We start from the raw sequence: 24,929 nt of genomic DNA on the forward strand, positions 1-24,929 counted from the left end.
CCCATTTGACAGGTTAAGCCGAGGCTTTTTATTGGCAATCCGAAGCGCAGTTGCTGGCTTATTTGCCGTAGCGCTTGCGGAATTTGTCGACACGACCGGTCGTATCGAGCAGCACGTTCTTACCCGTGTAGAAGGGGTGCGATTGCGAGCTTACTTCAATTTTCACGAGGGGGTAGGTTTTGCCTTCAAACTCCATCGTGTCTTTCGTTTGTACCGTCGAGCGGGTCACGAATTTGTAATCGCTTGTCAGATCGTGAAACACAACCTCACGGTAATCGGGATGAATGCCCTTTTTCATAATGAATGTCTTGATTATCTGCCAAATTCGGTTTCCGTCCGAAAAGGATTGCAAAAGTACGGGCTTTTTGCCTGATACACAAGCGTTTTCCGGCCTCGTTCCATCATTTAACCATTACCTAACAAAAGGATCACAAAAAGCCGTCAGTCTCTGGCATTTACGGTTTCGGAAGCGCTATTTTGAAAACGTTCTTTGTGACCTTGGTCCACCCTTTATATACCCATTTATACAGATGACCATGTACGGATTGCTGCCGGGTTAGACTCAATAGCACCTTTTTTATAACCAACACCCGATAGGCTTTTATAAGTCGCTAACCCTCAGTTCAGAAGCATAAAACCACGGATAAAATCGAGTTTAATTTTTCCAAGGAGTTGTTGATACACTGCCGTTTCTGGCCGCTTTTCGGCTACCTTTAACACTAGCTTAACACGGATTCTAATCACACAGTCAACATATATCCGCTTTATTTTCAACACGTTACTATCTTTCTAACACCTACAATCCCATGTATGTAATCAAACGAGATGGCCGCCGGGAATCGGTCAAATTTGATAAGATTACCGCTCGCATCGAAAAGCTGTGCTATGGCCTCGACCCGGCCTACGTACAGCCCGTTGAAGTAGCCATGAAGGTTGTCAATGGCCTATATGATGGCGTAAAGACAACCGAATTGGACAACCTCGCCGCTGAGACAGCCGCGTCGATGACCACCAAGCACCCCGACTACGCGATTCTGGCAGCGCGGGTGGCCATTTCTAACCTGCATAAGGAAACCAACAAATCGTTTTCGGGCACCATCAAGCGGCTCTACACGTATATCGACCCCAAAACGGGCGAAAATGCGTCGCTGATTTCGAAAGAGGTGTATGACGTTATTCGTAACAACGCCGCCGTTCTCGACTCGACTATCATTTACGACCGCGATTACGGCTATGACTATTTCGGCTACAAAACGCTCGAAAAGTCGTACCTCCTGAAAATGGAGGGCCGCATTGCCGAGCGGCCTCAGCACATGCTGATGCGCGTGGCGGTGGGCATTCACATGGACGATATCGACGCGGCCATCGAAACCTACAACCTGCTTAGCGAAAAGTGGTTTACCCACGCTACGCCGACGCTGTTTAACGCCGGTACGCCGAAACCACAGATGTCGAGCTGCTTCCTGCTGACGATGAAAGACGACAGTATCGAGGGGATTTACGACACGCTGAAGCAGACGGCTAAAATCTCGCAGTCGGCGGGTGGTATTGGCCTGAGCATCCACAACGTACGGGCCACAGGTACGTATATCAAAGGCACCAATGGTACTTCAAACGGGATTGTGCCCATGCTGCGCGTATTCAACGACACCGCCAGGTACGTTGATCAGGGTGGTGGGAAGCGCAAAGGCTCGTTTGCCGTTTATCTGGAGCCCTGGCATGCCGACATTTTCGATTTCCTGCAACTGAAAAAGAACCACGGCAAGGAAGAACTCCGCGCCCGTGACCTGTTCTACGCCATCTGGACGCCCGACCTGTTCATGAAGCGCGTGGAAGACAACGATGTCTGGTCGCTGTTCTGCCCGCACGAGTGCCCCGGCCTGAGCGATGCCTACGGCGATGAGTTTGAAGAGCTATATACGCGCTACGAACGCGAAGGCCGCGCCCGCCGCACGGTGAAAGCGCAGGAACTGTGGTTCGAGATTCTGGAAGCCCAGACCGAGACCGGCACGCCCTACATGCTCTATAAAGATGCGGCTAACCGGAAATCGAACCAGAAGAACCTCGGCACTATCAAGTCGAGCAACCTCTGCACGGAGATCATGGAATACACCTCGCCCGACGAAGTGGCGGTGTGTAACCTGGCCAGCATTGCCCTGCCGAAGTTCATCACGAAAGGGACCGATGGCGTGTTGCGCTTCGATCACCAGAAACTGATGGAGGTCACTCAGATTGCCACGCGCAACCTGAACAAGATCATCGACCTGAACTACTACCCCGTTGAAGAGGCCCGTCGCAGCAACATGCGCCACCGGCCTATCGGACTGGGTGTGCAGGGGTTGGCCGATGCCTTCATCATGCTGCGGATGCCGTTTGAAAGCGACGAAGCCCGCCGCCTCAACGAAGACATCTTCGAAACGATTTATTTCGGTGCCATGACGGCTTCAATGGAGCTGGCGAAGAAAGACGGCCCCTACGAGACCTGGAAAGGCTCGCCCATCTCAAACGGGGAATTCCAGTTCGACATGTGGGGCGTAACGCCGAAATCGGGCCGCTGGGACTGGAACGCGCTACGTACCCAAGTGGTAGAGCATGGCGTGCGTAACTCGCTGTTGCTGGCACCCATGCCAACGGCTTCGACGAGCCAGATTCTGGGCAACAACGAGTGTTTCGAGCCGTACACGAGCAACATCTATACCCGCCGCGTACTGTCGGGCGAGTTTGTAGTCGTGAACAAGCACTTGCTGCGCGATCTGGTCAAGCTGGGTCTCTGGAACGAGGCCATGAAGAATAACCTGATCCTGGCCAACGGCTCGGTACAGGACATTCCGAACATCCCGCAGCACCTGAAAGATCTTTACAAAACGGTTTGGGAGATCAAGCAGAAGCACATTATCGACATGGCCGCCGACCGGGGCGCTTATATCTGCCAGTCGCAGTCGCTGAACATCCACATTCAGGATGCCAATTTCGGCAAGCTGACGTCGATGCACTTCTACGCCTGGAAAGCGGGCCTGAAAACGGGTATGTACTACCTGCGCACGAAGGCTGCTACCGACGCCGTGAAGTTCACCGTGGTGCAGCCGCAGGCCGAGCCGCAACTCGAACCCGCGATGGCCGAAACCGCGCCGATCGAGAAACCGCTCGACTACGTGGGCTACGCCAAAGAACACGCCGCTCAGGTAGTAGCGCAGACGCCGCAGGTATCGGAAGCCGAACTCGCCTACGCCGCTATGCAGTGCTCACTAGACGATCCAGAAGGCTGCGAAATGTGCGGATCTTAATATGTAAACATTAACACGTGCTTATCCTTCTAGCTATGCTTCTTGTAGCTAGAAGGATAAGTGAATATTCAACCAAGACCAAACGGCAGATAGCCCACTACATCAATTAGTCTCTAATAGCCAACTAATTGTGAATAACAACAAATACGACTTAAGAGTAAACAGTACAGGTGATGTGTTCGCCTTCAATAGTATCAGTGCTAGACGTACAATTTTTAAAGTCATTGAGTTTTCGCCCATCAATTTAGAAGACCTAGAGGGTACAGGGTTTGAAAACGTATATAATCTTGGCTTCGGTGACTATGATCCGGATACGGGTGAAGTAAACGATAGCGTCTCTTCCAATAACGAGGATCGGGATAAAGTACTGGCTACAGTTGCTGCAGCGGCACTTCATTTTCTATATAACAATCCTAGTTTTACATTATATGCTATAGGTAGTACCCCTGCTCGAACTCGGTTGTACCAGATGGGCTTGAACAGTCACTACGACTCTATCATAGAAGAATACAACCTGTACGGCCTCAGTAATCAACATGGCTGGCAGCCATTTGAACGAAATACAAATTATCTAGCGTTCGTTATGCGTAAACGGTGATACCGTATATTTCGCTCATGAATGCTTCGAAAGATCAGAAACCAGACAACCTTAAAGACATAACCGTCTCGAAAGACCTTGAACTAGATCGAATCTTCGGGGGTCGAGTCCTTTTTGCCGAGAAAAACAAGATGGCAGCGGAGCACATTCGTAAGCACAAGCTTCCTGCTATAACACAGAAAGGTAGTCTATCAAAATAGCATGAATTATTTGCGCGTATACATACTATTGTATAAGTAACGCTATATAGTACAAATAGTAACAATCTGCTGTGATATTAGTGAATTAGCCACAGCTCCTTTTTGATAGATTTGCAGTTATCCCACGACTCTCATTGCATAGGAGTTTCATAAACGGTTACTAATTAGCCCTCCCGGCCGAAGATGGCTGGAACCTAATGCTGTCGGGTATTCGGGCACGGCACCCTGAAACAGAAGGCAACGAACGCGCCTTTCGACAGGCTGTGCTGGCGCACTTGCAGCGTTTCAACCCGGCGGGGTATTGCTAAGTACGTATGGAGAACGTATAACGGGTTGGTCATCCGAAAAACGAACGTACCTGACCAACGTACCCATGGTGAGCAATTCAACCAGGTACGTTCCTTTTAGTCAACTTAAGGCATTTACAACTACGCTAGACTGGCCGGGTCAATGTCGTCGATGTTGCCGCGGTTGGCGTTGGTGTGGTTGCCGAACCGCTTTTCCAATTGCTTTTGCAGCTTCACCACCACGCTGTTGAGCAACGTATACCAATCGTCGCCATTATCGTCGGCGAAGACGTCGTTGCCCGGAACGCCGTATTTGATGCCTATGTGTTTTTCATTGCTCCGCTGATTGGGCTCCAGCTTCATGTAGACCTCGGCGGTAATCACGTCGCCTTTGTAGAAGCGACGCAACTTGGCCAGCGAGTCAATCACCGTCGCTTCCATCGTATCACTGAGGGTAAAGCCGACTGATTCAATATCGAGGCGGACATCGTCCATATTTTCCTGTACATCCATCGTTGCGTGTGTTTTGTTGATGCCAAATAGGCAACCCTATTGGCTCGCGCTTAGAGTAAGTACTCCACAACGACCAAAAGGTTGGTTAACGGCCCCATTTTGCGAGTGTAAGGGCATATACGCGCATAGCCCCGTGTTTAGGCCTGTTCCGTCGGGACACCACCTTGTCTTATACCGGCGCAACAGTGAGGGGCGAACTGAAGAGAGGCCCACTGTTTTTTGGTAGCTTTGTGCTTTCCCCACGACCTCACTGCATGAGAGTTGCTTTACTGACCGGGGCGCTTTGCCTCCTGAGCCTCGCGGTTCGTTCTCAATCGGCTACCGATACAACGGCTTACCCCCGCAAAGAGTGGTTTCCTAAAAACCACCTGTTTGCGCCCATCCTGCTCGATCCACTCGAAGCACAGGTCTATGGAAGTGCCCTCCCCTACTTCAACACCACCGGCGAGCGGCGCATCAACGCCACCGATTTCGACAAGCGCGACCGGGAGCTGAATCAGGGGACCATCGTTCCGTTTGCCTTCGGGTTTCATAAGCCTTTTTACCGTGTTACCACCGCCCCCGGGCAGGCCCACGAATTCGGGCTCGACGTGGCTTCGTACACGCAGTTTCAGGTCTTCAATGATACCTCGCGGCTGGCCAAAAAGCCGGGGCAACTGGTATACAAGATCATCAACACCGATTACCGGCTGAGTTTCTGGTACAACCTGCGCCGGGGCCGCAACAGCTACCGCATCCGGCTTTACCACATCTCGTCGCACCTTGGCGACGACTATGTGATCCGCTATCAGCTTAATTACTACACGCCTAACGCCGTTAACTACGAACTCCTCGACTTCACAGCCAGCCGCGACCTGCCCATCGGGCTACGCGTGTATGGCAACGTGGGCGTCTGCACGCGCAATACGCGGGAACGCGACCGATTCAACGCACAGGTTGGCGCGTACTACCGGCAGCCGGGCTCTATGCGGCAACGACTCGTGGCCGGTATCGACGCCAAATTCTGGCAGCAGACCGATTTTAAGCCGGGTATTCACGCCGGTGTTGGCTACGAACTGGGTCGTTCGTCGCAAAACCTGACGGCCATGCTCGATATGTATTATGGATACCGGCCCTATGGTCAGTATGAGTACCAAACCGTTTCCTGGGTCGGTCTTGGCCTGTATTTCAATCCATTCTAAACCAGTTTCGCGTTTGCTGTTTTTCGTCTGCTGTTGCTACGCTTCCGATTCAGCACCGACTCGTCAAACTAAAAACACCAAACCCGAAACTGACGCCTTATGTCACTCAATGCTATTTCTCCCATCGACGGGCGTTACGCCAAACAGGTCGATGCCATAAGCCCTTATTTTTCGGAACTAGGCCTGATTCGCTACCGCGTCCGCATCGAGGTTGAGTATTTTATCGCGCTCTGCGAATTACCCCTGCCCCAACTGGCTGGCGTCGACAAAGCTGTTTACCCGAACCTGCGCGCCCTGTACCAGCAGTTCTCCGAGGCCGACGGTGAGCGGGTCAAAGCCATCGAAGCTACCACCAACCACGACGTGAAGGCGGTGGAATATTTTATCAAGGAGAAGTTGAAAGGCCTGTCTGTAGAACCGTTTCTGGAGTTTATCCATTTCGGCCTGACCTCGCAGGACGTCAACAATACGGCGATTCCGTTGCTATTGCAGGAAGCACTCAATGAGCAGATCGAACCGACCTACCGGCAAGTGTATGTGCGGTTGCAGGAATTGGCCGAGCAGTGGAGCAACGTACCCATGCTGGCACGTACCCACGGGCAACCCGCCTCGCCAACCCGACTCGGCAAAGAATTACTCGTTTTCTGCGAACGGCTCGAAAAGCAACTGGCTATGCTGCCGCAGATTCCGGCATCGGCCAAGTTCGGTGGGGCTACGGGCAACTTCAACGCGCATACAGTCGCCTACCCGGACATTGATTGGCAGGCCTTTGGCGACAAGTTTGTCGACAGTCTGGGCCTGGTACGCAGCCAATACACCACGCAGATCGAGCACTACGACATGATGGCGGCGCTGTTTGATGCCTACAAACGGCTCAACACCATCCTGATCGACCTCGACCGCGACATCTGGACGTATGTCTCGATGAACTACTTCAAACAAAAAATCAAAGCGGGTGAGGTGGGGTCAAGTGCGATGCCGCACAAGGTGAATCCGATTGACTTTGAAAATTCGGAAGGAAACCTTGGCATTGCCAATGCCTTGTTTGAACATCTGGCGGCCAAATTACCCATATCACGCCTGCAACGCGATCTCACCGACTCAACCGTTCTCCGAAACGTCGGCGTGCCATTTGCGCATTCGGTAATCGCCCTGAAAGCATCCCTGAAGGGCCTGAACAAATTGGAGTTGAACCAGGCTGCGATCAACGCCGACCTCGAAGCCAACTGGGCCGTGGTAGCCGAGGGTATCCAGACGGTGCTGCGCCGCGAAGGCTACCCACAACCCTATGAAGCGCTCAAAGCCCTGACGCGTACTAACGAGGCCATTACCCAAAAAACGATCAGCCAGTTTATCGACGGGCTCGACGTGTCGGACAGCGTAAAGGCCGAACTACGAACCATCACGCCGTTCAGCTACACAGGGGTGTAGTATCTCAACACGGAGTAACGGAGAGCATGGAGCTTTACTATCGAGAAGGCCCACTGACAGGAAAGTTTTTTGTCAGTGGGCCTTCTCGATTATTAAAGTGTGTTACAACCGCAGATCACTTAGGACAAACGATAAACCGGGTAGCACATCTTCGCCCGACAACGGCTCATCGAACGAGCGCAGAATTTGTACCGATCCGTCGGCGCGGTAGATATAGACCATTTCGGGATCAGGGTCGATGAGCCAGGCTAACCGGCAACCGGCAGCGAGCCAATCGTCCTGGATTTTTTTGCGCAGTAAATCGACCGAATCCGTTGGCGAACGTAGCTCAATGATAAAATCGGGGCAAAGCGGCGGAAACTTCTTGCGCTGCTCATCCGTGAGCGCCAGCCAGCGATCATTAGCAACAAAGGCAGCATCGGCTGATCGAACCGCTGACGAGGGTAACCGGAACGCCGTCGAGGAATCGAAAACGCGGCCTAGTTTGGTTTGCTTCATCCAGGCGATTAGCTGAAACATAATTTCTGCATTACGGGCTCCTGTTTCACCTCCGGTATTCGACATGATCAGTATGGTTCCGTTGGCGTCGCGTTCGAACCGAAGCGAATCGTTTTGTTGACAGAATGCATAAAATTCATCGTCGTTGAGTCGCAGTCGGTCGTAATGCAGTTCGATTACGTTATCCATAAACAGCAGTCGTTATTGCTTCGGGAAGATAACAAATTTGAACGCGCTTTATCCCTTCGATAGCTCGGTGGCACGTACCTGAGCGGCCTGAATACCGGCCATAAGTGTATCGGCCAACGTACCTGCCTCGAACGTGCGGAGGGCGGCTTCGGTGGTTCCGCCTTTGCTGGCTACAGCCTTGATCAGGTCGTCGAGTGATTTGTCGGCGTTGTTAATGAGGTGGTATGACCCCAGCATGGTCTGTTTCACCAACAGCGCGGCGGTGCCTTCGTCGAAGCCCATCTGCTTGCCGGCCTCTACCATCGCCTTTACGACATAATAGAAATAGGCCGGGCCGCTCCCGCTAAGTGCCGTAACGGCGTCGAGCATTCCTTCGTCGTCCAGGAAGATGGACCGGCCCGTGGCGTTGATGAGGTTCTCGACCCGCCGCAGACTGGCAGCATCGACTTCGGGTGATGCCGTGAAACCCGTGATGCCCATACCGAGCATCGCCGGGGTATTAGGCATAGCCCGAATCACCATCCGATGCGAAAGCCGCTCCTGAATCAGGCTGATCGGAATACCGGCCATGATCGACAGCACCACCTGCCGGGGCTGAATAATCGCCCGCAGCTCATCCTGCGCTGAGGCGAAATCTTGGGGTTTTACGGATAGGATAATCAGGTCAACGTCGCCAACGCGGGGTCCGATGGTATCGACCACCACACCCGCTTTTTCGGCACGCAGGGTCGCTGACCGCTCGGTGCTTTTTTCGATGAGCAACAGGTCATCTTTCTTAACAAGATCATATTGCAGAAATGATTTGGCAAAGGCCATGCCCATGTTGCCGCAGCCCAGAATCGCAATTTTCATGGTCAGGTACGTAGTACGGTTAGCGGTAAAGATTACCCGGCAAAGGTAACGGCTTACCCAAGTACCTGTTCGTTAGGGCAGAAAAAGGTGGTGCGGCCGCCCACTTCGGTTCGCTCGATGGGTGTGCCACAACGGGGGCAGACTTTGTGCGCTTCTACGTCGTCGTAGGGCGAAGCGTCCCATTCGCGCACGTGAATCAGGAATGAGCGTGGGAAATCTTTGTAGACCGCTTCCTTCGCGATAGCCGTTTTGAGGACTAGGTGAATGGCTTCATAAATCGCCTCGACTTCGGCCTCCGACAGCTCAGCGCTGATCGCCGCCGGATGCACCTTGGCTTGAAACAAGACCTCGTCGACAATCCAGTTGCCCAGCCCGGCGGTGGTCGACTGGTCGAGCAATACGGGTTTAATGGGCGATCGGCGCTTTTTTAATTTTTCCAGCAACGTACCCAGGTCGATAGACAGCGCATCAGGCGCGATTTTCTTTAGCCGCAGAAATGCGTCGACATCATTGACCAGCCCGATCCGCTCGAATTTGCGGGGGCAAATGAAGCCCAGACAAAAGCCATTGGTAAAATAAAACACGATGCGGGCATGCCGGGGCCGATCGACGGAGTTGTGGTAATACTCCAGGTCGCCGGTCATACCGAAGTGCATGCGCAGAATCACGGTGGGGTCGTCGGTATAGACAAACAGGTTCTTACCGACGCGCCGGGTTCCCGTGAACTTGCGGCCCGCTAATGTTTCGTAGAGCGTATCAAATTCGGTGGTGAGCAGTTTCTTGTCTTCGACGGTAATGGAGTCGATGGGTTGGTCGAGCGAAGTGGCTTCCAGGTACATCCGCCGGATCTCGACTTCGGGTAGTTCAGGCATAAAGTGCGTTGACTGTTTCCCTAGATAACAACGTAAGCTATGGAATTGGTCATATTTTTTGGTTTGCATGAACAGAATCGATTGCAATTCGCTTACTTTTGCAACTCAAACGGGGTGTAGCGCAGCCTGGTAGCGCGCTACGTTCGGGACGTAGAGGTCGTGGGTTCGAATCCCGCCACCCCGACTAGAAAAAGTGACAATCAGTTTGAACGTGACGTCCTACGCTCAAAGCAACACATAGAACATGAACCAGATTAACAACAAAGCGTGGTGGTGGCACTTTTCCTGCAAGGGATGAGGGTTGCCGCGCTGTGTTCTATACACTACCAAAAAGGCTCACCGTCATCCCGGTGAGCCTTTTCTTTTTTCCATCAAACCAAACCGCTTACGCCATGACTACGACAGTACTAACCGACCGGCGCTTCCAGGTACGTACCCAACACCGGCGAATGCTGGCCGACATTATCACGCCCGTCAGCATCTACCTGCGCGTTCGTGACAAGTATCCTAACAGCATCCTGCTCGAAAGTGCCGATTACCACGGCAACGACAACAGCTTTTCCTACATCGCGTTTGACCCCGTGGCCCGGTTTAGTTACACGGCCGGTACGTTGAGCGTTGCCATGCCCGGTCAGGATGAAGCGCAACAGCCGATAGCCGCCGAAGAACTGATGCCCGCCCTCCGCGAATTCAAACAGCAGTTTGTGGCCGAGCCGTCGGACTTCTCGTTTATCTCCAACGGGCTATTTGGCTACTTCGGTTTTCCGGCGGTCGAAGGGTTTGAAGACATTCGGCTGTCGGCGCCGGTTCCGGCTGAAAACAGTATCCCGGCGGCCATTTTTCAGGTATACAGGTACGTTATCGCGATTAACCATTTCAAAGACGAGCTGCACCTCTTCGAGCACGATTACGTGCAGGAGGGTAACGAGCCTGCCGCCAGCCGACTCGACGAAGTAGCGGCCTTTATCACCAGCCGTAACTACGCACTCTACTCGTTCTCGACAACGGGCGACGAAACGTCGAATTTCTCCGATGATGCGTTCCGGGGCGTTATCCAGCATGGCATCGACCATTGCCGTCGGGGCGACGTGTTCCAGATTGTGTTGTCGCGCCGTTTCCAGACGCCATTTCAGGGCGACGAGTTCAACGTGTACCGCGCACTGCGGTCACTGAACCCATCGCCCTATCTGTTTTACTTCGATTACGGCAATTTCAAGCTGTTCGGCTCCTCGCCCGAATCGCAGATTGTGGTGAAAGATGGTAAAGCAACTATCTACCCCATTGCAGGTACGTTCCGCCGCACGGGCGACGATCTGAAAGACGCCGAACTCGCCCAGAAACTGTACGAAGATCCCAAAGAATCGGCCGAGCACGTGATGCTGGTAGATCTGGCCCGCAACGACTTGAGCCGCAACTGCGACGTGGTGAAGGTCGAAACGTTTAAAGAGATCCAGTACTACTCACACGTGATTCACTTGGTATCCAAAGTCGTTGGTCGGTTGAACGAAGGCGCCGATCCGCTGCAAATCGTGGCCGAGACCTTTCCGGCAGGTACGTTGTCGGGCGCGCCCAAGCACATGGCCATGAAGTTGATCGACCGCTACGAAAACCAGAGTCGGGGGTTTTATTCGGGCAGCATCGGCTACATGGGCTTCGACGGTGAGTTTAACCACGCCATCATGATCCGCACGTTTATGAGCCAGAACAACACGCTCTACTATCAGGCTGGCGCGGGCGTCGTGGCCAAATCGGTGGTGGAGAGCGAATTACAGGAAGTACATAATAAGCTGGGCGCCCTGCGAGCAGCCATTCAACAGGCACAAACGATCTAACTGTTTGATGTCTGACGTTTAAGGTCTGATGTTATCTCACTGAAGAACAAAGACGGGATCAGTATAACATCAAACCTTAAACGTCAAACATCAAACCCAACCTTTATGAAACTGCTCGTTTTAGATAATTACGATTCGTTTACCTACAACCTGGTCTATATCCTGCGGGAACTGGGTCAGCGTCCCGATGTGGTTCGGAACGACAAGATCAGCGTCGAACAGGCCGGTGCTTACGACAAAATTCTGCTGTCGCCGGGGCCGGGTATCCCCGACGAGGCAGGCATCCTGAAACCGCTGATTGCCGAATATGGCCCAACAAAGTCGATTATGGGCGTATGTCTGGGGCACCAGGCTATCGGCGAAGTGTTTGGCGCTACACTCGAAAACCTCGGCGACGTGCTGCACGGCGTGGCGCATTCGGCCCGGGTCGTCGACCATGACGAACCACTCTTCGCCGGCCTTCCCGACGACCTGACCGTTGGCCGCTATCACTCGTGGTCAGTGGTTCGATCATCAATACCCAACGACCTGATCATAACGGCCGAGGACGAAAATGGTCGGGTGATGGGCCTGCGCCACGCTCGCTACGATGTGCGGGGTGTGCAATTCCACCCCGAATCGGTCCTGACCGTGGGCGGCGTACAAATGATGAAGAACTGGATTGAATCATGACTATGAAAATCATCCGGTCACGTAGAGACGCTATCCTTTGCGTCTCATCACGCGTCAGCAACCAACGTACCTAGAAAACCATCCGGCGGGGAGACGCAAGGGATTGCGTCTCTACATATATTCCATGAAACACATTCTGAATCACCTTTTTGAATACAAGACCCTGGCCAAAGATCAGGCGAAGCAGGTATTGCTGGGCATTGGGCGGGGCGAGTACAACCCATCGCAGGTCGCGGCGTTTCTGACCGTCTACATGATGCGGAGCATTCGGGTTGAGGAACTCGAAGGCTTCCGTGACGCCATGCTGGAACTCTGCCTGCCGGTCGATCTCGACGGTTACGATGCGATGGACGTCTGCGGCACCGGCGGCGACGGCAAAGACACGTTCAACATCTCCACACTGTCGGCCTTTGTGGTGGCCGGGGCCGGGCAACGTGTGGCGAAGCACGGCAACCACGGCGTTTCGTCGCTAACGGGGTCGAGCACTGTAATGGAACGATTGGGATATACGTTCACCAACGACATCGACGCGTTAAAGCGCAAAATGGACACGGCGGGCATCTGTTTCTTACATGCGCCGCTGTTCCATCCAGCCATGAAAAACGTAGCGCCGATTCGGAAGGAGTTGGGCGTAAAAACCTTTTTCAACGTGTTGGGCCCAATGGTCAACCCGGCTCGTCCGCCCAAACAGTTGGTCGGTGTGTTTAGCCTTGAATTGGCCCGGCTTTATGCGTACCTTTATCAGCAGACAGACAAGCAGTTTATGGTGCTGCATTCGCTCGATGGTTACGACGAAGTGTCGTTAACTGGCCCGTTTAAGGCGATTACAGATCGCACCGAAACGATGCTGAATCCGGCTGATCTAGGCCTTGACCGGCTATCGGCCGAAGCATTGTCGGGCGGGAATACGGCGGAGGAGTCGGCGCAGATTTTTCTGAATGTGCTGAACAACGAAAGTACACCCGCTCAAACCCAGGCTGTGCTGGCCAACGCAGCGATGGCGTTGCTCGCCGCTCAGAAAGTAACTAATCCGATCGATGCCGTGGCTATGGCGCGGGAGTCGCTTGAAAGCGGAAAGGCGAAACAGGCTTTTGAGTTGTTGATGAAGTGATAAATAAATGTACAATTGACAATGAACCGGCGGACCGGTTCATTGTCAATTGTACATTCCTTACCATGACCATTCTCGATACGATTATTGCCCGCAAGCGGGATGAGGTTGCCCACTGTAAGGCTACCGTTTCAGAGGCTGACCTACGTAATGCCCCACTCTTCGGGCGAACCGTCAATTCGGCGCGGGCAGCATTGCTGGCGCCGGGGTCGTCGGGGGTGATTGCTGAATACAAAAGAAAATCACCCTCTAAAGGCATCATCAACGATCGGCATTCGGTAACCGACACAACGGCTGGGTACGTTGCGGCTGGTGCGGCTGTCTTGTCGGTGCTGACTGACGAACCGTTTTTTGGGGGTACGCCGGCCGACTTGCAGGCGGCACGGGCAAGCAACCCAACCACCCCCATTTTACGTAAAGATTTTGTGATCGACGGCTATCAGTTGCTGGAGGCGAAAGCCTGGGGTGCCGACCTGGTGCTGCTCATCGCGGCCTGCCTCTCGCCCGACGAGGTACGTTCGCTGAGTCAGCAGGCGCATGAACTGGGGCTGGAGGTTCTGCTGGAAGTACACGATGCCGACGAATTGCAACGTTCTTTATGTGAAACCGTTGATTTGGTGGGTGTTAACAATCGGAATCTAAAAACGTTCGTAACCAGCATCGACACGTCGCTTCAGCTAGCCGGTCAGATTCCTGACCAGTTTGTGAAGGTAACAGAAAGTGGCCTGCACGATGCCGCCACGATGGTGCAACTCCACGCGGCGGGCTACCGGGCCTTCCTGATTGGCGAAGCATTCATGAAAACCAACGACCCGGCGGTAGCTCTTACGAACCTGCTCGCCGATTATCATCAGCAACTTACAACCTGTACCCAATCGTCTCTGACCGTATGAAGATCAAAGTATGTGGCATGCGCGACGCGCCCAACCTGGCAGAAATCGCGGCGTTGAATCCAGATTTTATCGGCTTCATTTTTTACGATCAATCGCCCCGGTTTGTGGGGGAATCGCTCGATGAAGCAACCGTGAAGGCCCTGCCCCGATCGATACGGAAAGTAGGCGTGTTTGTTAACGCCAGCCCCGATTACATTCTGCGGAACGTGAAAAAGTACGACCTCCAGTATGTGCAACTTCACGGCAACGAAACGCCGGAGTATTGCCGCAGCCTGCAAAACCGCGGTATCAACATCATTAAGGCCTTTCGGGTCGATGGGTCGTTCAACTTCTCGATGCTGAACAACTACAAAGCCTTTTCCGATTTTTTCCTGTTCGATGCCAAAGGCGATCAGCCCGGCGGCAACGGTATTACGTTCGACTGGAGTGTGCTGAAAAACTACGACAACACGAAGCCGTTCTTCATCAGCGGCGGTATTGGCCTCGATAACCTCGACCAACTCGAGCAGCTGAAAGGTATGAAGCTCTACGGCGTCGATGTAAACAGTCAGGTTGAAACGGCTCCGGGGGTAAAAGATGTTGATAAAGTGAAAGAGCTTATTGCCCGCCTGCGCCCCATCGAGGAAGAAGAAGAGGCGTAAGCGCATCCATACCTACAGACTTAATGCTGCTGGTAGTATCAGGTCTGATAGCATTCAGCCTTTGGCTGACAACCCACAATACAATGCAAACCATAGTTGAATCACAAGCGTCTTTTTCCGTATCGGACAAAGGCTTTTACGGTCATTTTGGGGGGGCCTTCATCCCCGAGATGCTCTATCCTAACGTAGAGGAGCTTCGGCAGCATTACCTTGCTATCATGGCCGATCCGGCGTTTCAGGCCGAATTTCAGCAACTATTGATCGACTATGTTGGCCGGCCAACACCCTTGTTTCTGGCCAAACGGTTATCCGAACAGATTGGCGCGCGTATCTACCTCAAGCGCGAAGACCTCTGCCACACTGGTGCCCACAAGATCAACAACACCATCGGGCAAATTCTGATGGCGCAACGGCTGGGCAAAAAACGCATTGTAGCTGAAACCGGCGCCGGTCAGCATGGCGTAGCAACCGCCACCGTCTGTGCGTTGATGGGCCTTGAGTGTATCGTATACATGGGAGCTATCGACATTGAGCGCCAGAAGCCCAACGTCGATCGGATGCGGATGCTCGGTGCCGAGGTACGTCCCGCCCGGTCGGGTAGCCAAACGCTCAAAGACGCCACCAACGAGGCTATGCGCCACTGGATTAATAATCCGGTCGATACGCACTACATCATCGGATCGGTCGTGGGTCCTCACCCGTACCCAGACATGGTTGCCCGGTTTCAGTCGGTTATTTCGGAGGAGGTTCGGAAGCAGTTGCGGGAGAAAGAAGGGCGCGAAACGCCTGATTACGTGGTCGCCTGCGTAGGCGGAGGCAGCAATGCCGCCGGTGCGTTCTTCCATTTCCTCGATGAACCCTCTGTGCAGCTGATTGCCGCCGAAGCCGCCGGGCACGGCATCACATCGGGACACTCGGCCGCGACTACCGCGCTGGGTAAGCCGGGCGTGTTACACGGATCACGCACCATCCTGATGCAGACCGAAGACGGGCAGGTTACCGAACCCTATTCTATTTCGGCAGGACTCGATTATCCGGGGATTGGCCCGCTACACGCGCACCTGTTCGACTCGGGACGGGGTACGTTCTATAGCATCACCGACGACGAGGCCGTCAAAGCAGCATTCAACCTTAGCAAGCTGGAAGGTATCATTCCTGCCCTCGAAACAGCCCATGCGCTAGCCACCCTCAACGAACTACCGCTTCAACAGGACGATGTTGTGGTGGTTTGCCTCTCAGGCCGCGGCGATAAAGACCTCAGCACGTATACTAAGTATCTATAAATGGTCCAAGGTTCAAGGTCTAACGTTCAAGGTCGTTGGCTAATCAGTTGGTAGACCTACTTTAAACGTTGGACATTGAACTTTAGACTTGCCTCACTATGACTATTACCCAAAACCGCATTACGGAGCTGTTTGCGCAGAAAAGCGGGCGGCTGCTAAATGTCTACTTCACGGCAGGTTTTCCACAACTGACCGACACCCGCTTGGTGCTGCGTGGCCTCCAAGAGGCTGGCGTTGATTTGGTCGAGATTGGCATGCCTTATTCAGACCCCGTTGCCGACGGCGAGACCATTCAGCAAAGCAATGGCGTGGCGCTTGAAAACGGCATGAGCCTGAAAGTGCTGTTCGAGCAATTAGCGGGCTGCCGCGAGGAAATCAGCGTACCGATCCTGCTCATGGGTTATGTGAATCCCGTTTTACAGTTTGGCGTGGAAGCTTTCTGCCAGAAATGCCAGGAAGTGGGCGTCGACGGGGTGATCCTGCCCGACCTGCCGTTTGATCTGTTCGTGGATGAATACAAGGCCATTTTTGATCGCTACGGCATCCTGAACATCTTCCTGATCACGCCTCAGACATCGGACGAACGCATTCGGTTTATCGATGAGGTATCCGACGGGTTCATTTATATGGTCTCATCGGCCAGTATTACCGGGTCGGTTTCGGGCATCAACGATACTATGCGGGCTTATTTTGAACGAGTACAGGCCATGAACCTGCGCAATCCCCGGCTAATCGGTTTCGGCATCAATAACCAGGAGACGTTCGATTCGGCTTGTCAGTTTGCCAACGGAGCCATCATCGGCAGCGCGTTTATCCGGCACCTTCAGGAGCAAGGAACGTCGGCCGAAGGGATCGCGACTTTTGTCCAAAATATCCGTCGATAAGTTGCCATGCGGTTGCTCATCGGTCTGCTTATGGCGCTCTCTGTCATGCCCTCGTTAGCTCAGCAACGTACCCACAGCGGCGGCCACTACGACTTACAGGGGCATCGGGGCTGTCGGGGGTTAATGCCCGAAAATACCATCCCGGCTTTTTTGAAAGCCCTCGATCTGGGCGTCAATACGCTCGAACTCGACGTGGTTATCAGCCAGGATGGGCAAGTGGTGGTTTCGCACGAACCCTACTTCAACGCCGAGTTTACGACCAAACCCGATGGCACACCGGTCACGAAAGACGAACAGAAAAGCTTGATTCTGTACCGAATGCCGTATGCCGACATCAAACAGTACGATGTGGGCATACGGGGCAACGCACGTTTTCCTGAGCAACAGAAGCAGAAAGCGATCAAGCCCTTGTTAGGCGACGTAATCGCCGCTGTCGAGGCGCATCGGGTCAATGGCAACGTACCTGCGTTCGGTTACAACATTGAATTGAAAAGTGAGGCCGATGAGTATGGCAAAAGCCAGCCCCAACCCGCCGAGTTTTGTCGGTTAGTGAATCAAATTCTGTCCGACGCTAGCCTCAACCCTGCCCGCGTGGTGATTCAGAGTTTCGATTTCGCCGTGTTGCAGCAGTGGAAACAGCAGATGGATGCCGGGAAACTGCTACCGGTGCGGCTGTCGGCGTTGGTAGAAAACATTCGGGGCATTGATCATAACCTCGAAAAGCTTGGCTTTAAACCCGCCATTTACAGCCCCAACTATCAGCTCATCGGTCGGGATGGCATCGAGAAATTGCATCAGATGGGCGTCAAGGTCATTCCCTGGACGGTCAATACGCCCAAGGACATGCGCCGAATGCTCGATCTGGGCGTTGATGGCTTCATTACCGATTACCCGGACCGCGCGATAGGGCTTTGAACAGGAGTTTATCAACCGTAGTTTGTGGTTAGTACGCCAAACGTTTAAGTTTATAAGCCAAAGCTCTGCTACAGCCCGCCGTATGACGCTGCTCAATACCATGCTAACCTGGCTACTTCGTCGTCGCTTACCTCGCATTGAGGCGATCAAGGCGCGGCCCAGCGATGCCCAGCAGCGAGTTTTTGACCAGCTCATTCAGAAAGGTAAACGTACCCAGTGGGGTAAGGCCCACGGCTACCGCGACATCCGGTCGGTCGCCGATTTTCAGCGACAGGTGCCCGTTTCAAGCTACGAAGACCTGTTTCCGTATATCGAGCGGGTCATGAAAGGCGAGCAAAATGTACTTTGGTCGTCGCCTATCCGCTGGTTTTCCAAGTCGTCGGGTACCACCAACGCCCGCAGCAAGTTTATCCCGGTTTCGCCCGAAGCCCTCGACGATTGCCACTTCAAAGGCGGCAAGGATATGATGGCTCTTTACGTGGCAAACCGACCCGATACGCGCGTATTTGATGGAAAGGGCTTATCTATTGGCGGTAGCCTCCACGAAAACCCCTACGGTCGCAACGGGGCGGCGGGCGACATCTCGGCAGTGGTGATGAAAAACCTGCCTACCTGGGGTCAGTTTATCCGAACGCCCTCGCTTGACGTGGCGCTGATGGACGAATGGGAGGCCAAGCTCGACCGCATGGCTCGTATTACGTCGCAGGAAAATGTAACGAGCATTCTGGGCGTACCTACCTGGACCATGGTACTGATCCAGAAGATCCTGGCGCAGACTGGCGCCGCCTCTATTTTAGATGTATGGCCCAATTTCGACGTGTTTATCCACGGGGCAGTGGCTTTCCAACCCTACCGCGAATTATTCCAGCAACATATTTTCGGCGGACGCGAAATCAACTATCAGGAGGTCTACAATGCTTCTGAAGGCTACTTTGCTATTCAGGACGACCTGACGCGCCCCAACGAGATGTTGCTGATGGCTGATTACGGCATTTTCTACGAATTTGTCCCGATCGAAGAAGCCGATCAGCCCTTTCCGAAGGCGTACACAATCGAAGAAGTTGAGCTAAACCGGAACTACGCGCTCGTGATTACCACCAACGCCGGGTTGTGGCGCTACCGCATTGGCGATACGGTTCGGTTTACGTCGTTGTACCCGCACCGCATCCGAATCAGTGGCCGGACCAAGCAGTTTATCAATGCGTTTGGGGAAGAAATCATCGTAGAAAACGCTGAGATGGCCATTACGCAGGCCTGCAAGGTTACGGGCGCCGTCATTGCCGATTACACCGCCGGCCCGGTATATATGCAACATGGTCGGGTGAGTGGTCGGCAACAGGGCGGGCATGAGTGGGTAATCGAGTTCGCGCGGGAACCTAACAGCCTGATTACCTTCACGCAGGTGCTCGACCAAACCCTGCGGCAACTCAACTCTGATTACGACGCCAAACGCTACCGGGACATGGCGCTGGTTGAGCCCGTGGTGCATGCTGTTCCTCGAGGTACGTTTTACGCCTGGATGACCCAACGGGGCAAAGTCGGTGGGCAGCATAAGGTACCGCGCCTCAGCAACTCGCGCGAGTATGTCGAGGATCTGCTGGGCGGCAGCTACCGCGATGTGGTGTATTGATTGCTGGTCGTTACCCGTTGTTCACCCTTCCAGGCAAACCTGCATCCGGTAATCGAAAGGATTGAACGTACCCAGCAGTTTTTTCAGGAAATCGCGGTCGTTCAGATAGAACGTCAAAAAATTATCGATGCGCTCCTGCGGCGTGCCTTCGGGAAACAACTCTTCCTTGACGGCTAACAACTGCCGCACGCCAATTTCCTGATTTCGCTCTTCAGCCCGGCGCATCTTCTTCTCAAGGCGTGCTACCGCATTGGCAAAACGCCTCGTTTCAGCCAGCACCGCTTTTTCGAGCGTTGGGTCCACCAGCTGTGCTTTTACCAGAATGGCTTCCAGCGATTTGCTGACCGCTTTGTTTTCTTCGTCAAATTTCAAACAGTGTTCGCTGTGATGCTCAACATAGCGGCGCTTGAGCGTCACCACATCCTGAAACATCTCCGAGGTGTCGAGCCCCAGTTTATTGATGCGCCGCGCCGTCACTCGGGGTACGTAGAGTGCAAAATTACGGGGCATCAGCAGAGGGAAAGGCACGCCAAAATGGTCGAACTCCGCTTTAAGTTGCAGCCAGTACGGCACTTCCGACGGCCCACCGATATAAGCCAGATTGGGCAGAATAACCTCCTGATAGAGCGGTCGCATCACCACGTTCGGGCTGAACCGTTCCGGGTACGTATCGAGTTCGGCCAACAGGTCGGCTTCCAAAAAATGCAGTTTGGTGCCATTTACCTCAAAGCCGCCCTCTTCGGTGCGCACAATCCGCTCACGTAGCCCATCGGTGAGGTAAAACAGGTTGATGTCGCGGGGCGAAATGGGCGTTTTGTAGCCCAAAGCAGTCAACTGCTCGGTTGTTTCGTTGACCAGATTACTGGTATGCTGATGCAGCAATTCGTCGCGCATGATCGGGACGAAGAGGCGCTTCAGAGCGGGGTCATCGGCATCCAGACAAATCAGCCCTTCCTGCCCGAACAATTCGTGCATGTATTGCCGGGCGGCGTTGGCCAGCGTATCGTTGGTCAGGTACGCCTGTTCAAACAGGGGTAGTTTCTCGGGTATGCTGGCGAAAACACGAGCCAGTTCGCGGGGATCCATCCGCCCAACGGCACCGCGCTGCTCGGTTTGCCAGGTGTGGGTACGTCCGAACAACCGGAAATGGTTGATTTCGGCGAAATCATGATCTTCCGACGCCATCCAGTAGAGCGGCACAAACCGGTAACCGGGGTACGTTTCGTTGAGCTTCCGGGCCAGGTTAATAATGGTCACGATCTTGTAAATGACATACAAGGGCCCCGTGCCCAGATTCAGTTGATGACCCGTCGTTACCACGAACGTGTTCTCGTCGGCAAGGGCGGCTAGATCAGGCTTCGACGCAATCTGACTGTATTGCCGGGTTAGGGTATCGACCAGCACGGCGCGGTTTTCGGCCGGAAACTGCCGTTGCGCAATCTGGTTTTCAAACGCACTCAGGGTTGGAAAATCGCCATAAAAAGCCCGCAAGGCTGGTTTTTGATCCAAATAATCGAGAAAGAGTTGCGAGAATTGGCCGGTGGCTGATAGGGGTACGTACTGACACTCCATGCGGGCAGACGAATAGCGAGGTTACAGAGCCTTCAACGCGCAGCTTACGGGCAAGGTTCGGCAAGCAGGTGGGAAGTCGACCGAGTAAGTCACAAAAGGGAATCTGTTTACCATTACTTACGGCAGTCAACTAAACCACTTACGGCCCGATACAGCTTATCTTTGTAACAATGCAAGTCGAATCATCTTTTATAACTCCGGCATCGTCAGTCGGTTACGAAGCCGTCATTGGCCTGGAGGTGCACTGCCAACTGCTTACGGCCAGCAAAATGTTTGCGGCCGACGCTAATGCCTTCGGGGCCGATCCGAACACGCAGGTGAGCGTGATTACGCTGGCACATCCAGGTACGTTGCCGCGCCCCAATCGGCTGGCGGTTGAGTACGCTGTCAGAATGGGCCTTGCCTGTGGTAGCAGCATTACCCGGCGCAATATATTCGCCCGTAAGAATTACTTCTATCCTGATCTGCCCAAAGGGTATCAGCTCTCGCAGGATAAAGGCCCTATCTGCGTGGGTGGTGGTATCCCGGTGCGGGCTAAAAATGCGGATGGCGATGTCGAAAACACCATCATTCAGTTGCATCATATTCATTTGGAAGAAGATGCCGGCAAGAGTATCCACACGGCTGACACGACGGCAACCTGCCTCGATTACAACCGCGCCGGCACACCACTGATCGAGATGGTAACGGAACCCTGCTTGCGTTCGGCCGACGAAGCCGGGCAGTTTCTGACCGAGGTTCGTCGGTTGGTTCGTTACCTGGGCATCTGCGATGGCAACATGGAGGAGGGTTCGCTGCGCTGCGACGTCAATATTTCGATTCGCCCAAAAGGAGAAACCCAATTAGGCACCAAGGTTGAGGTTAAGAACCTGAACTCGATCCGTAATGTACAACGGGCCGTTGAAGCCGAGTTTGCACGCCAAATCAAGGTAACCGAAGAAGGCGGTCGGATTATCCAGGAAACACGCACGTTCGACGCCGATAAAGCGCAAAGCTTCAGTATGCGGGAAAAGGAAACCATGAACGATTACCGGTATTTCCCCGACCCTGACCTGATGCCGGTGGTGATCTCGGATGAATGGCTTGCCCGCATTCAGGCCGCCATGCCTGCCCTTCCCCGCGAACGGTACGACCGGTTCCGCACCCATTACGGCCTGCCCGACTACGACGCTGCCTTGCTCACTGATTCGCGCGAACTCGCCGATTATTTCGAAGCGGTATGTGCCGGAACAACCAATTTCAAAGCGGCTTCTAACTGGATCATGGGACCAGTTAAAGCGCAACTGACCGATAAGCTATTGCAGGAAGGGCAATTTCCGGTAACACCAACCTCGCTGGCGGCGCTTATTCAGTTGATTGATGAAGGAACAGTGAGCCAAACCGCAGCCCAAACGATTTTCGGAATACTGGTGACGCAGCCCGGCCAATCTCCAGCCGAACTGGCAGCGGCTAACGGCTTGTTACAGAACCGTAATACCGACGCCTTACAAACGTTAATTGAACAGACGCTAGCCGACTGGCCCGATAAGGTTGAGCAGTACCGAAAGGGCAAAAAGAACTTGATGGGCCTGTTTGTTGGCGAGGTAATGAAGCGATCAAAAGGGTCAGCTGACCCCAAGTTGGTGAACCAACTGCTGGCGAAAAGCCTGGCCTAATGCTTGTTCTAACCTAAACACATTGACTATCAAGGCGTCTAAACCGGACAAATAAACAATGAAGCAACTTGTAATAAGCGCAGTCGCCAGCATGACTTGCTGCTTACTTTCAGTAGCCGCCAACGCGCAGACTACTAAACCTTCGACCGTAACCGGCCAGATTGCTATGGCTGCACCGGGTTCAAAAGTATATCTGGAATCAAACACCAACCCCGCTGTTCGGCTCGATTCAGCCGTTGTAACGGCAGATAAACAGTTCACCCTCAAAACGAACGTACCTGAAGGTGGAAATATCTACCTAGTGAATATGGTCGTGATGAAGGAAAAGGCGGCGGTGTTGCTGGAAGGCGGAGAGACGTTAACCGTTCTGGCTGAGCCGGGGGCGAAACCAAAGACAAAAAACGCGCCACCTGCAAAACCGAAGATTGCCGTTACCGGCACTAAATCGAATGATCAGTTCCGTGCACTTTTGCAGTTGCAAAACGATATTCGGGATAAGGGTACTGACCTGATGAAATCGTATCAGGAGGCTCAGGCTCGCAATGATGCCAAGAGCATGTCGCAGATTGAACAGACCTATGATGGGCTAGCGGCTGAAACCACCAAGAAAGTGAAAGCCATGCTACCCGAATTAGGTACGTCGCTGGCAGCGCTTTACGCTACAAACTTCCTGAATCCGGAAACGGATTTTCCGACCCTCGATTCGCTGGCGCGAAAATTTGAGCAGGCAGGTATCAATACACCGCACGCCAAATCATTCATGGGCAACATCGCTCGCATCAGAGGCCTCTCCGTTGGCGCTGAGGCTCCGGAAATTGCTCTGACCGATACTAATGGGACTACCGTTCCGTTATCATCTCTGCGTGGAAAATTGGTATTGGTCGATTTCTGGGCTAGCTGGTGCGGTCCTTGTCGCAATGAGAATCCGAATGTGGTTCGGATGTACAATCGTTTCAAGGACAAAGGCTTTGCGATTTATAGCGTTTCGCTCGATCGTCCTGGTCAGCGGGAAGCGTGGGTACGTGCCATCCGAAACGATGGCCTTACCTGGACACACGTGTCTGATTTGAAATACTGGCAGTCTGAGGCAGCTCAACGTTACGGCGTAAGTGCTATTCCCGCTACGTTCCTAATTAATAAGGAAGGTAAGATTATAGCTAAAAACCTACGTGGCGATGCGCTCGAAGCCAAGTTAGCAGAGTTACTGCAATAGTGCAGTCCTTGTATTAGAAAGTCCCTGGAGAGCTAAAAAGGCTTCTTCAGGGGCTTTCTTTTTGGGTCTCATTCGGCTACTGTTTCCCAAGATGAAAGAAAGCAGCAGTGTTGAGTTGTCTATAGCTGATACGCTAGATTATCAGTCGTGTTGACGACGAAGAAATGCGTATTCGTTGTGGCAATACAATTTATAATTGCTAATGTGACGCCTCAATTAGCTACCTTATTCAGTTGTTGCGTAACGATAGCAAGCCGTCAATAGAAACAGCTGAATATAGATTTGCCATGTAAGTATGGAATGGCTACAAATGCAAAAAGCCGTGTTCTCGTGGAACACGGCTCTCGCTGTTTCAGAGGTGGCGACCGCCTACTCTCCCGGATTCGACTCCAGTACCATCGGCAGTGCGGGGCTTAACGGCTCTGTTCGGAATGGGAAAAGGTGTTCACCCGCCCGTCGTTACCAACCTCTTGACTCTTTCGATTCAAACCAGGAACTTGCCCTGCCTCGAACCAGTATCGTTTCGTTCGTTCACCAATCGAGAAGAGAGTTTACACACAAATGGCTGGCAAGCATTGAGCTACAACTGACTCAGTTGTCAACCTTTCAGGCTCATTAGTACGGCTCGGCTCCATGTGTCTCCACACCTCCACCTGCCGCCTATCCACGTGATCGTCTCTCACAGCCTTTATTAACAGATGACTCATCTTGAGGTCGGTTTCG

The 24,929-nt window shown here is 53.2% G+C and carries 21 protein-coding genes, 1 tRNA gene and 2 rRNA genes; 16 read left to right on the forward strand and 8 right to left on the reverse strand.

What is annotated here, in order from left to right; translation table 11 throughout:
• Positions 1–58: 58 nt before the first annotated feature.
• Complete coding sequence (locus tag ACAW74_RS09765) at positions 59–298, reverse strand: type B 50S ribosomal protein L31 (RefSeq protein WP_015329603.1); 240 nt, start codon at positions 296–298, stop codon at positions 59–61.
• Positions 299–806: 508 nt separating this feature from the next.
• Here ACAW74_RS09765 and ACAW74_RS09770 point away from each other — a divergent pair.
• Together ACAW74_RS09770 and ACAW74_RS09775 are read left to right on the forward strand one after the other, a co-directional pair.
• The gene (locus ACAW74_RS09770) at positions 807–3,284 is read left to right on the forward strand and encodes a ribonucleoside-diphosphate reductase subunit alpha (RefSeq protein WP_370698004.1); all 2,478 of its coding nucleotides are present in this window, start codon (positions 807–809) and stop codon (positions 3,282–3,284) included.
• A gap of 130 nt (positions 3,285–3,414) precedes the next feature.
• Entirely contained in the window at positions 3,415–3,882 is a 468-nt protein-coding gene (locus ACAW74_RS09775; RefSeq protein ID WP_370698005.1) for a DUF6934 family protein, read from the forward strand.
• A 628-nt stretch (positions 3,883–4,510) separates the two neighbouring features.
• Here the strand turns inward: ACAW74_RS09775 and ACAW74_RS09780 are convergent.
• Positions 4,511–4,882, reverse strand: a complete 372-nt coding sequence (locus tag ACAW74_RS09780; protein ID WP_370698006.1) for an HPF/RaiA family ribosome-associated protein — start codon at positions 4,880–4,882, stop codon at positions 4,511–4,513.
• Between the two features lie 254 nt (positions 4,883–5,136).
• On the opposite strand from ACAW74_RS09780, the gene ACAW74_RS09785 reads away from it, so the two are divergent.
• Positions 5,137–6,063 carry a DUF1207 domain-containing protein gene (locus ACAW74_RS09785; protein ID WP_370698007.1) on the forward strand — a complete coding sequence of 309 codons (927 nt, stop codon included), beginning with the start codon at positions 5,137–5,139 and terminating at the stop codon, positions 6,061–6,063.
• Positions 6,064–6,162: 99 nt separating this feature from the next.
• Positions 6,163–7,494: an adenylosuccinate lyase gene (gene purB, locus ACAW74_RS09790; RefSeq protein ID WP_370698008.1), complete on the forward strand. Its 1,332-nt coding sequence runs from the start codon at positions 6,163–6,165 to the stop codon at positions 7,492–7,494.
• A 102-nt stretch (positions 7,495–7,596) separates the two neighbouring features.
• On the opposite strand, the gene ACAW74_RS09795 is transcribed toward purB, so the two are convergent.
• Genes ACAW74_RS09795 through ACAW74_RS09805 form a run of 3 tightly spaced genes read right to left on the reverse strand, consistent with a single transcriptional unit; the run spans position 7,597 to position 9,905 of the window.
• On the reverse strand, positions 7,597–8,181 hold the full coding sequence (locus ACAW74_RS09795) for a Uma2 family endonuclease (protein ID WP_370698009.1): 585 nt from the start codon (positions 8,179–8,181) through the stop codon (positions 7,597–7,599).
• Positions 8,182–8,229: 48 nt separating this feature from the next.
• Positions 8,230–9,033, reverse strand: a complete 804-nt coding sequence (proC, locus tag ACAW74_RS09800) for a pyrroline-5-carboxylate reductase (RefSeq protein ID WP_370698010.1) — start codon at positions 9,031–9,033, stop codon at positions 8,230–8,232.
• Between the two features lie 53 nt (positions 9,034–9,086).
• Positions 9,087–9,905 (reverse strand): Fpg/Nei family DNA glycosylase, encoded by an 819-nt coding sequence (locus ACAW74_RS09805; protein ID WP_370698011.1) that lies wholly within the window; start codon positions 9,903–9,905, stop codon positions 9,087–9,089.
• Between the two features lie 110 nt (positions 9,906–10,015).
• Here ACAW74_RS09805 and ACAW74_RS09810 point away from each other — a divergent pair.
• The 10 genes from ACAW74_RS09810 (at position 10,016) to ACAW74_RS09855 (ending at position 19,766) form a co-directional block, all read left to right on the forward strand.
• Positions 10,016–10,089: transfer RNA gene (locus ACAW74_RS09810), tRNA-Pro, on the forward strand.
• Between the two features lie 208 nt (positions 10,090–10,297).
• Positions 10,298–11,737, forward strand: coding sequence for an anthranilate synthase component I family protein (locus tag ACAW74_RS09815; protein WP_370698012.1), 1,440 nt, complete (start codon positions 10,298–10,300; stop codon positions 11,735–11,737).
• A 105-nt stretch (positions 11,738–11,842) separates the two neighbouring features.
• Positions 11,843–12,409: an anthranilate synthase component II gene (locus tag ACAW74_RS09820; RefSeq protein WP_370698013.1), complete on the forward strand. Its 567-nt coding sequence runs from the start codon at positions 11,843–11,845 to the stop codon at positions 12,407–12,409.
• Positions 12,410–12,533: 124 nt separating this feature from the next.
• Positions 12,534–13,520: an anthranilate phosphoribosyltransferase gene (trpD, locus tag ACAW74_RS09825; protein WP_370698014.1), complete on the forward strand. Its 987-nt coding sequence runs from the start codon at positions 12,534–12,536 to the stop codon at positions 13,518–13,520.
• 65 nt (positions 13,521–13,585) lie between these two features.
• Complete coding sequence (trpC, locus tag ACAW74_RS09830) at positions 13,586–14,413, forward strand: indole-3-glycerol phosphate synthase TrpC (protein WP_370698015.1); 828 nt, start codon at positions 13,586–13,588, stop codon at positions 14,411–14,413.
• Positions 14,410–15,054, forward strand: coding sequence for a phosphoribosylanthranilate isomerase (locus tag ACAW74_RS09835; RefSeq protein ID WP_370698016.1), 645 nt, complete (start codon positions 14,410–14,412; stop codon positions 15,052–15,054). The genes trpC and ACAW74_RS09835 overlap by 4 nt, the downstream gene beginning before the upstream one ends.
• A gap of 83 nt (positions 15,055–15,137) precedes the next feature.
• Positions 15,138–16,337, forward strand: coding sequence for a tryptophan synthase subunit beta (gene trpB, locus ACAW74_RS09840; RefSeq protein WP_370698017.1), 1,200 nt, complete (start codon positions 15,138–15,140; stop codon positions 16,335–16,337).
• 98 nt (positions 16,338–16,435) lie between these two features.
• A complete protein-coding gene (gene trpA / locus ACAW74_RS09845) occupies positions 16,436–17,221 on the forward strand; it encodes a tryptophan synthase subunit alpha (protein WP_370698018.1) in 786 nt (261 codons plus the stop codon).
• Between the two features lie 45 nt (positions 17,222–17,266).
• Entirely contained in the window at positions 17,267–18,136 is an 870-nt protein-coding gene (locus tag ACAW74_RS09850) for a glycerophosphodiester phosphodiesterase family protein (protein ID WP_370698019.1), read from the forward strand.
• An 82-nt stretch (positions 18,137–18,218) separates the two neighbouring features.
• The gene (locus tag ACAW74_RS09855; protein WP_370698020.1) at positions 18,219–19,766 is read left to right on the forward strand and encodes a GH3 auxin-responsive promoter family protein; all 1,548 of its coding nucleotides are present in this window, start codon (positions 18,219–18,221) and stop codon (positions 19,764–19,766) included.
• A gap of 21 nt (positions 19,767–19,787) precedes the next feature.
• Here ACAW74_RS09855 and bshC read toward each other — a convergent pair whose 3' ends face one another.
• Positions 19,788–21,338: a bacillithiol biosynthesis cysteine-adding enzyme BshC gene (gene bshC, locus ACAW74_RS09860; protein ID WP_370698021.1), complete on the reverse strand. Its 1,551-nt coding sequence runs from the start codon at positions 21,336–21,338 to the stop codon at positions 19,788–19,790.
• 170 nt (positions 21,339–21,508) lie between these two features.
• Here bshC and gatB point away from each other — a divergent pair, with 170 nt between their 5' ends.
• A complete protein-coding gene (gene gatB, locus ACAW74_RS09865) occupies positions 21,509–22,993 on the forward strand; it encodes an Asp-tRNA(Asn)/Glu-tRNA(Gln) amidotransferase subunit GatB (RefSeq protein WP_370698022.1) in 1,485 nt (494 codons plus the stop codon).
• A 58-nt stretch (positions 22,994–23,051) separates the two neighbouring features.
• On the forward strand, positions 23,052–24,206 hold the full coding sequence (locus ACAW74_RS09870) for a redoxin domain-containing protein (protein WP_370698023.1): 1,155 nt from the start codon (positions 23,052–23,054) through the stop codon (positions 24,204–24,206).
• A gap of 356 nt (positions 24,207–24,562) precedes the next feature.
• Here ACAW74_RS09870 and rrf read toward each other — a convergent pair.
• Positions 24,563–24,673: ribosomal RNA gene (gene rrf, locus ACAW74_RS09875) — 5S ribosomal RNA — on the reverse strand.
• Between the two features lie 126 nt (positions 24,674–24,799).
• Positions 24,800–24,929: ribosomal RNA gene (locus ACAW74_RS09880) — 23S ribosomal RNA — on the reverse strand; the annotation flags it as partial.

Origin of the sequence: Fibrella musci (genome assembly GCF_041321105.1) — a bacterium.
In the GTDB taxonomy this organism is placed as follows: Bacteria; Bacteroidota; Bacteroidia; order Cytophagales; family Spirosomataceae; genus Fibrella; species Fibrella musci.

What these genes read in the sequence shown, in the direction of transcription:
- ACAW74_RS09765 (WP_015329603.1), bottom strand. Translation starts at nt 298, where the DNA reads ATGAAAAAGGGCATTCATCCCGATTACCGTGAGGTTGTGTTTCACGAT.
- ACAW74_RS09770 (WP_370698004.1), top strand. Translation starts at nt 807, where the DNA reads ATGTATGTAATCAAACGAGATGGCCGCCGGGAATCGGTCAAATTTGAT.
- ACAW74_RS09780 (WP_370698006.1), bottom strand. Translation starts at nt 4,882, where the DNA reads ATGGATGTACAGGAAAATATGGACGATGTCCGCCTCGATATTGAATCA.
- ACAW74_RS09785 (WP_370698007.1), top strand. Translation starts at nt 5,137, where the DNA reads ATGAGAGTTGCTTTACTGACCGGGGCGCTTTGCCTCCTGAGCCTCGCG.
- purB (WP_370698008.1), top strand. Translation starts at nt 6,163, where the DNA reads ATGTCACTCAATGCTATTTCTCCCATCGACGGGCGTTACGCCAAACAG.
- ACAW74_RS09795 (WP_370698009.1), bottom strand. Translation starts at nt 8,181, where the DNA reads ATGGATAACGTAATCGAACTGCATTACGACCGACTGCGACTCAACGAC.
- proC (WP_370698010.1), bottom strand. Translation starts at nt 9,033, where the DNA reads ATGAAAATTGCGATTCTGGGCTGCGGCAACATGGGCATGGCCTTTGCC.
- ACAW74_RS09805 (WP_370698011.1), bottom strand. Translation starts at nt 9,905, where the DNA reads ATGCCTGAACTACCCGAAGTCGAGATCCGGCGGATGTACCTGGAAGCC.
- ACAW74_RS09815 (WP_370698012.1), top strand. Translation starts at nt 10,298, where the DNA reads ATGACTACGACAGTACTAACCGACCGGCGCTTCCAGGTACGTACCCAA.
- ACAW74_RS09820 (WP_370698013.1), top strand. Translation starts at nt 11,843, where the DNA reads ATGAAACTGCTCGTTTTAGATAATTACGATTCGTTTACCTACAACCTG.
- trpD (WP_370698014.1), top strand. Translation starts at nt 12,534, where the DNA reads ATGAAACACATTCTGAATCACCTTTTTGAATACAAGACCCTGGCCAAA.
- trpC (WP_370698015.1), top strand. Translation starts at nt 13,586, where the DNA reads ATGACCATTCTCGATACGATTATTGCCCGCAAGCGGGATGAGGTTGCC.
- ACAW74_RS09835 (WP_370698016.1), top strand. Translation starts at nt 14,410, where the DNA reads ATGAAGATCAAAGTATGTGGCATGCGCGACGCGCCCAACCTGGCAGAA.
- trpB (WP_370698017.1), top strand. Translation starts at nt 15,138, where the DNA reads ATGCAAACCATAGTTGAATCACAAGCGTCTTTTTCCGTATCGGACAAA.
- trpA (WP_370698018.1), top strand. Translation starts at nt 16,436, where the DNA reads ATGACTATTACCCAAAACCGCATTACGGAGCTGTTTGCGCAGAAAAGC.
- ACAW74_RS09850 (WP_370698019.1), top strand. Translation starts at nt 17,267, where the DNA reads ATGCCCTCGTTAGCTCAGCAACGTACCCACAGCGGCGGCCACTACGAC.
- ACAW74_RS09855 (WP_370698020.1), top strand. Translation starts at nt 18,219, where the DNA reads ATGACGCTGCTCAATACCATGCTAACCTGGCTACTTCGTCGTCGCTTA.
- bshC (WP_370698021.1), bottom strand. Translation starts at nt 21,338, where the DNA reads ATGGAGTGTCAGTACGTACCCCTATCAGCCACCGGCCAATTCTCGCAA.
- gatB (WP_370698022.1), top strand. Translation starts at nt 21,509, where the DNA reads ATGCAAGTCGAATCATCTTTTATAACTCCGGCATCGTCAGTCGGTTAC.
- ACAW74_RS09870 (WP_370698023.1), top strand. Translation starts at nt 23,052, where the DNA reads ATGAAGCAACTTGTAATAAGCGCAGTCGCCAGCATGACTTGCTGCTTA.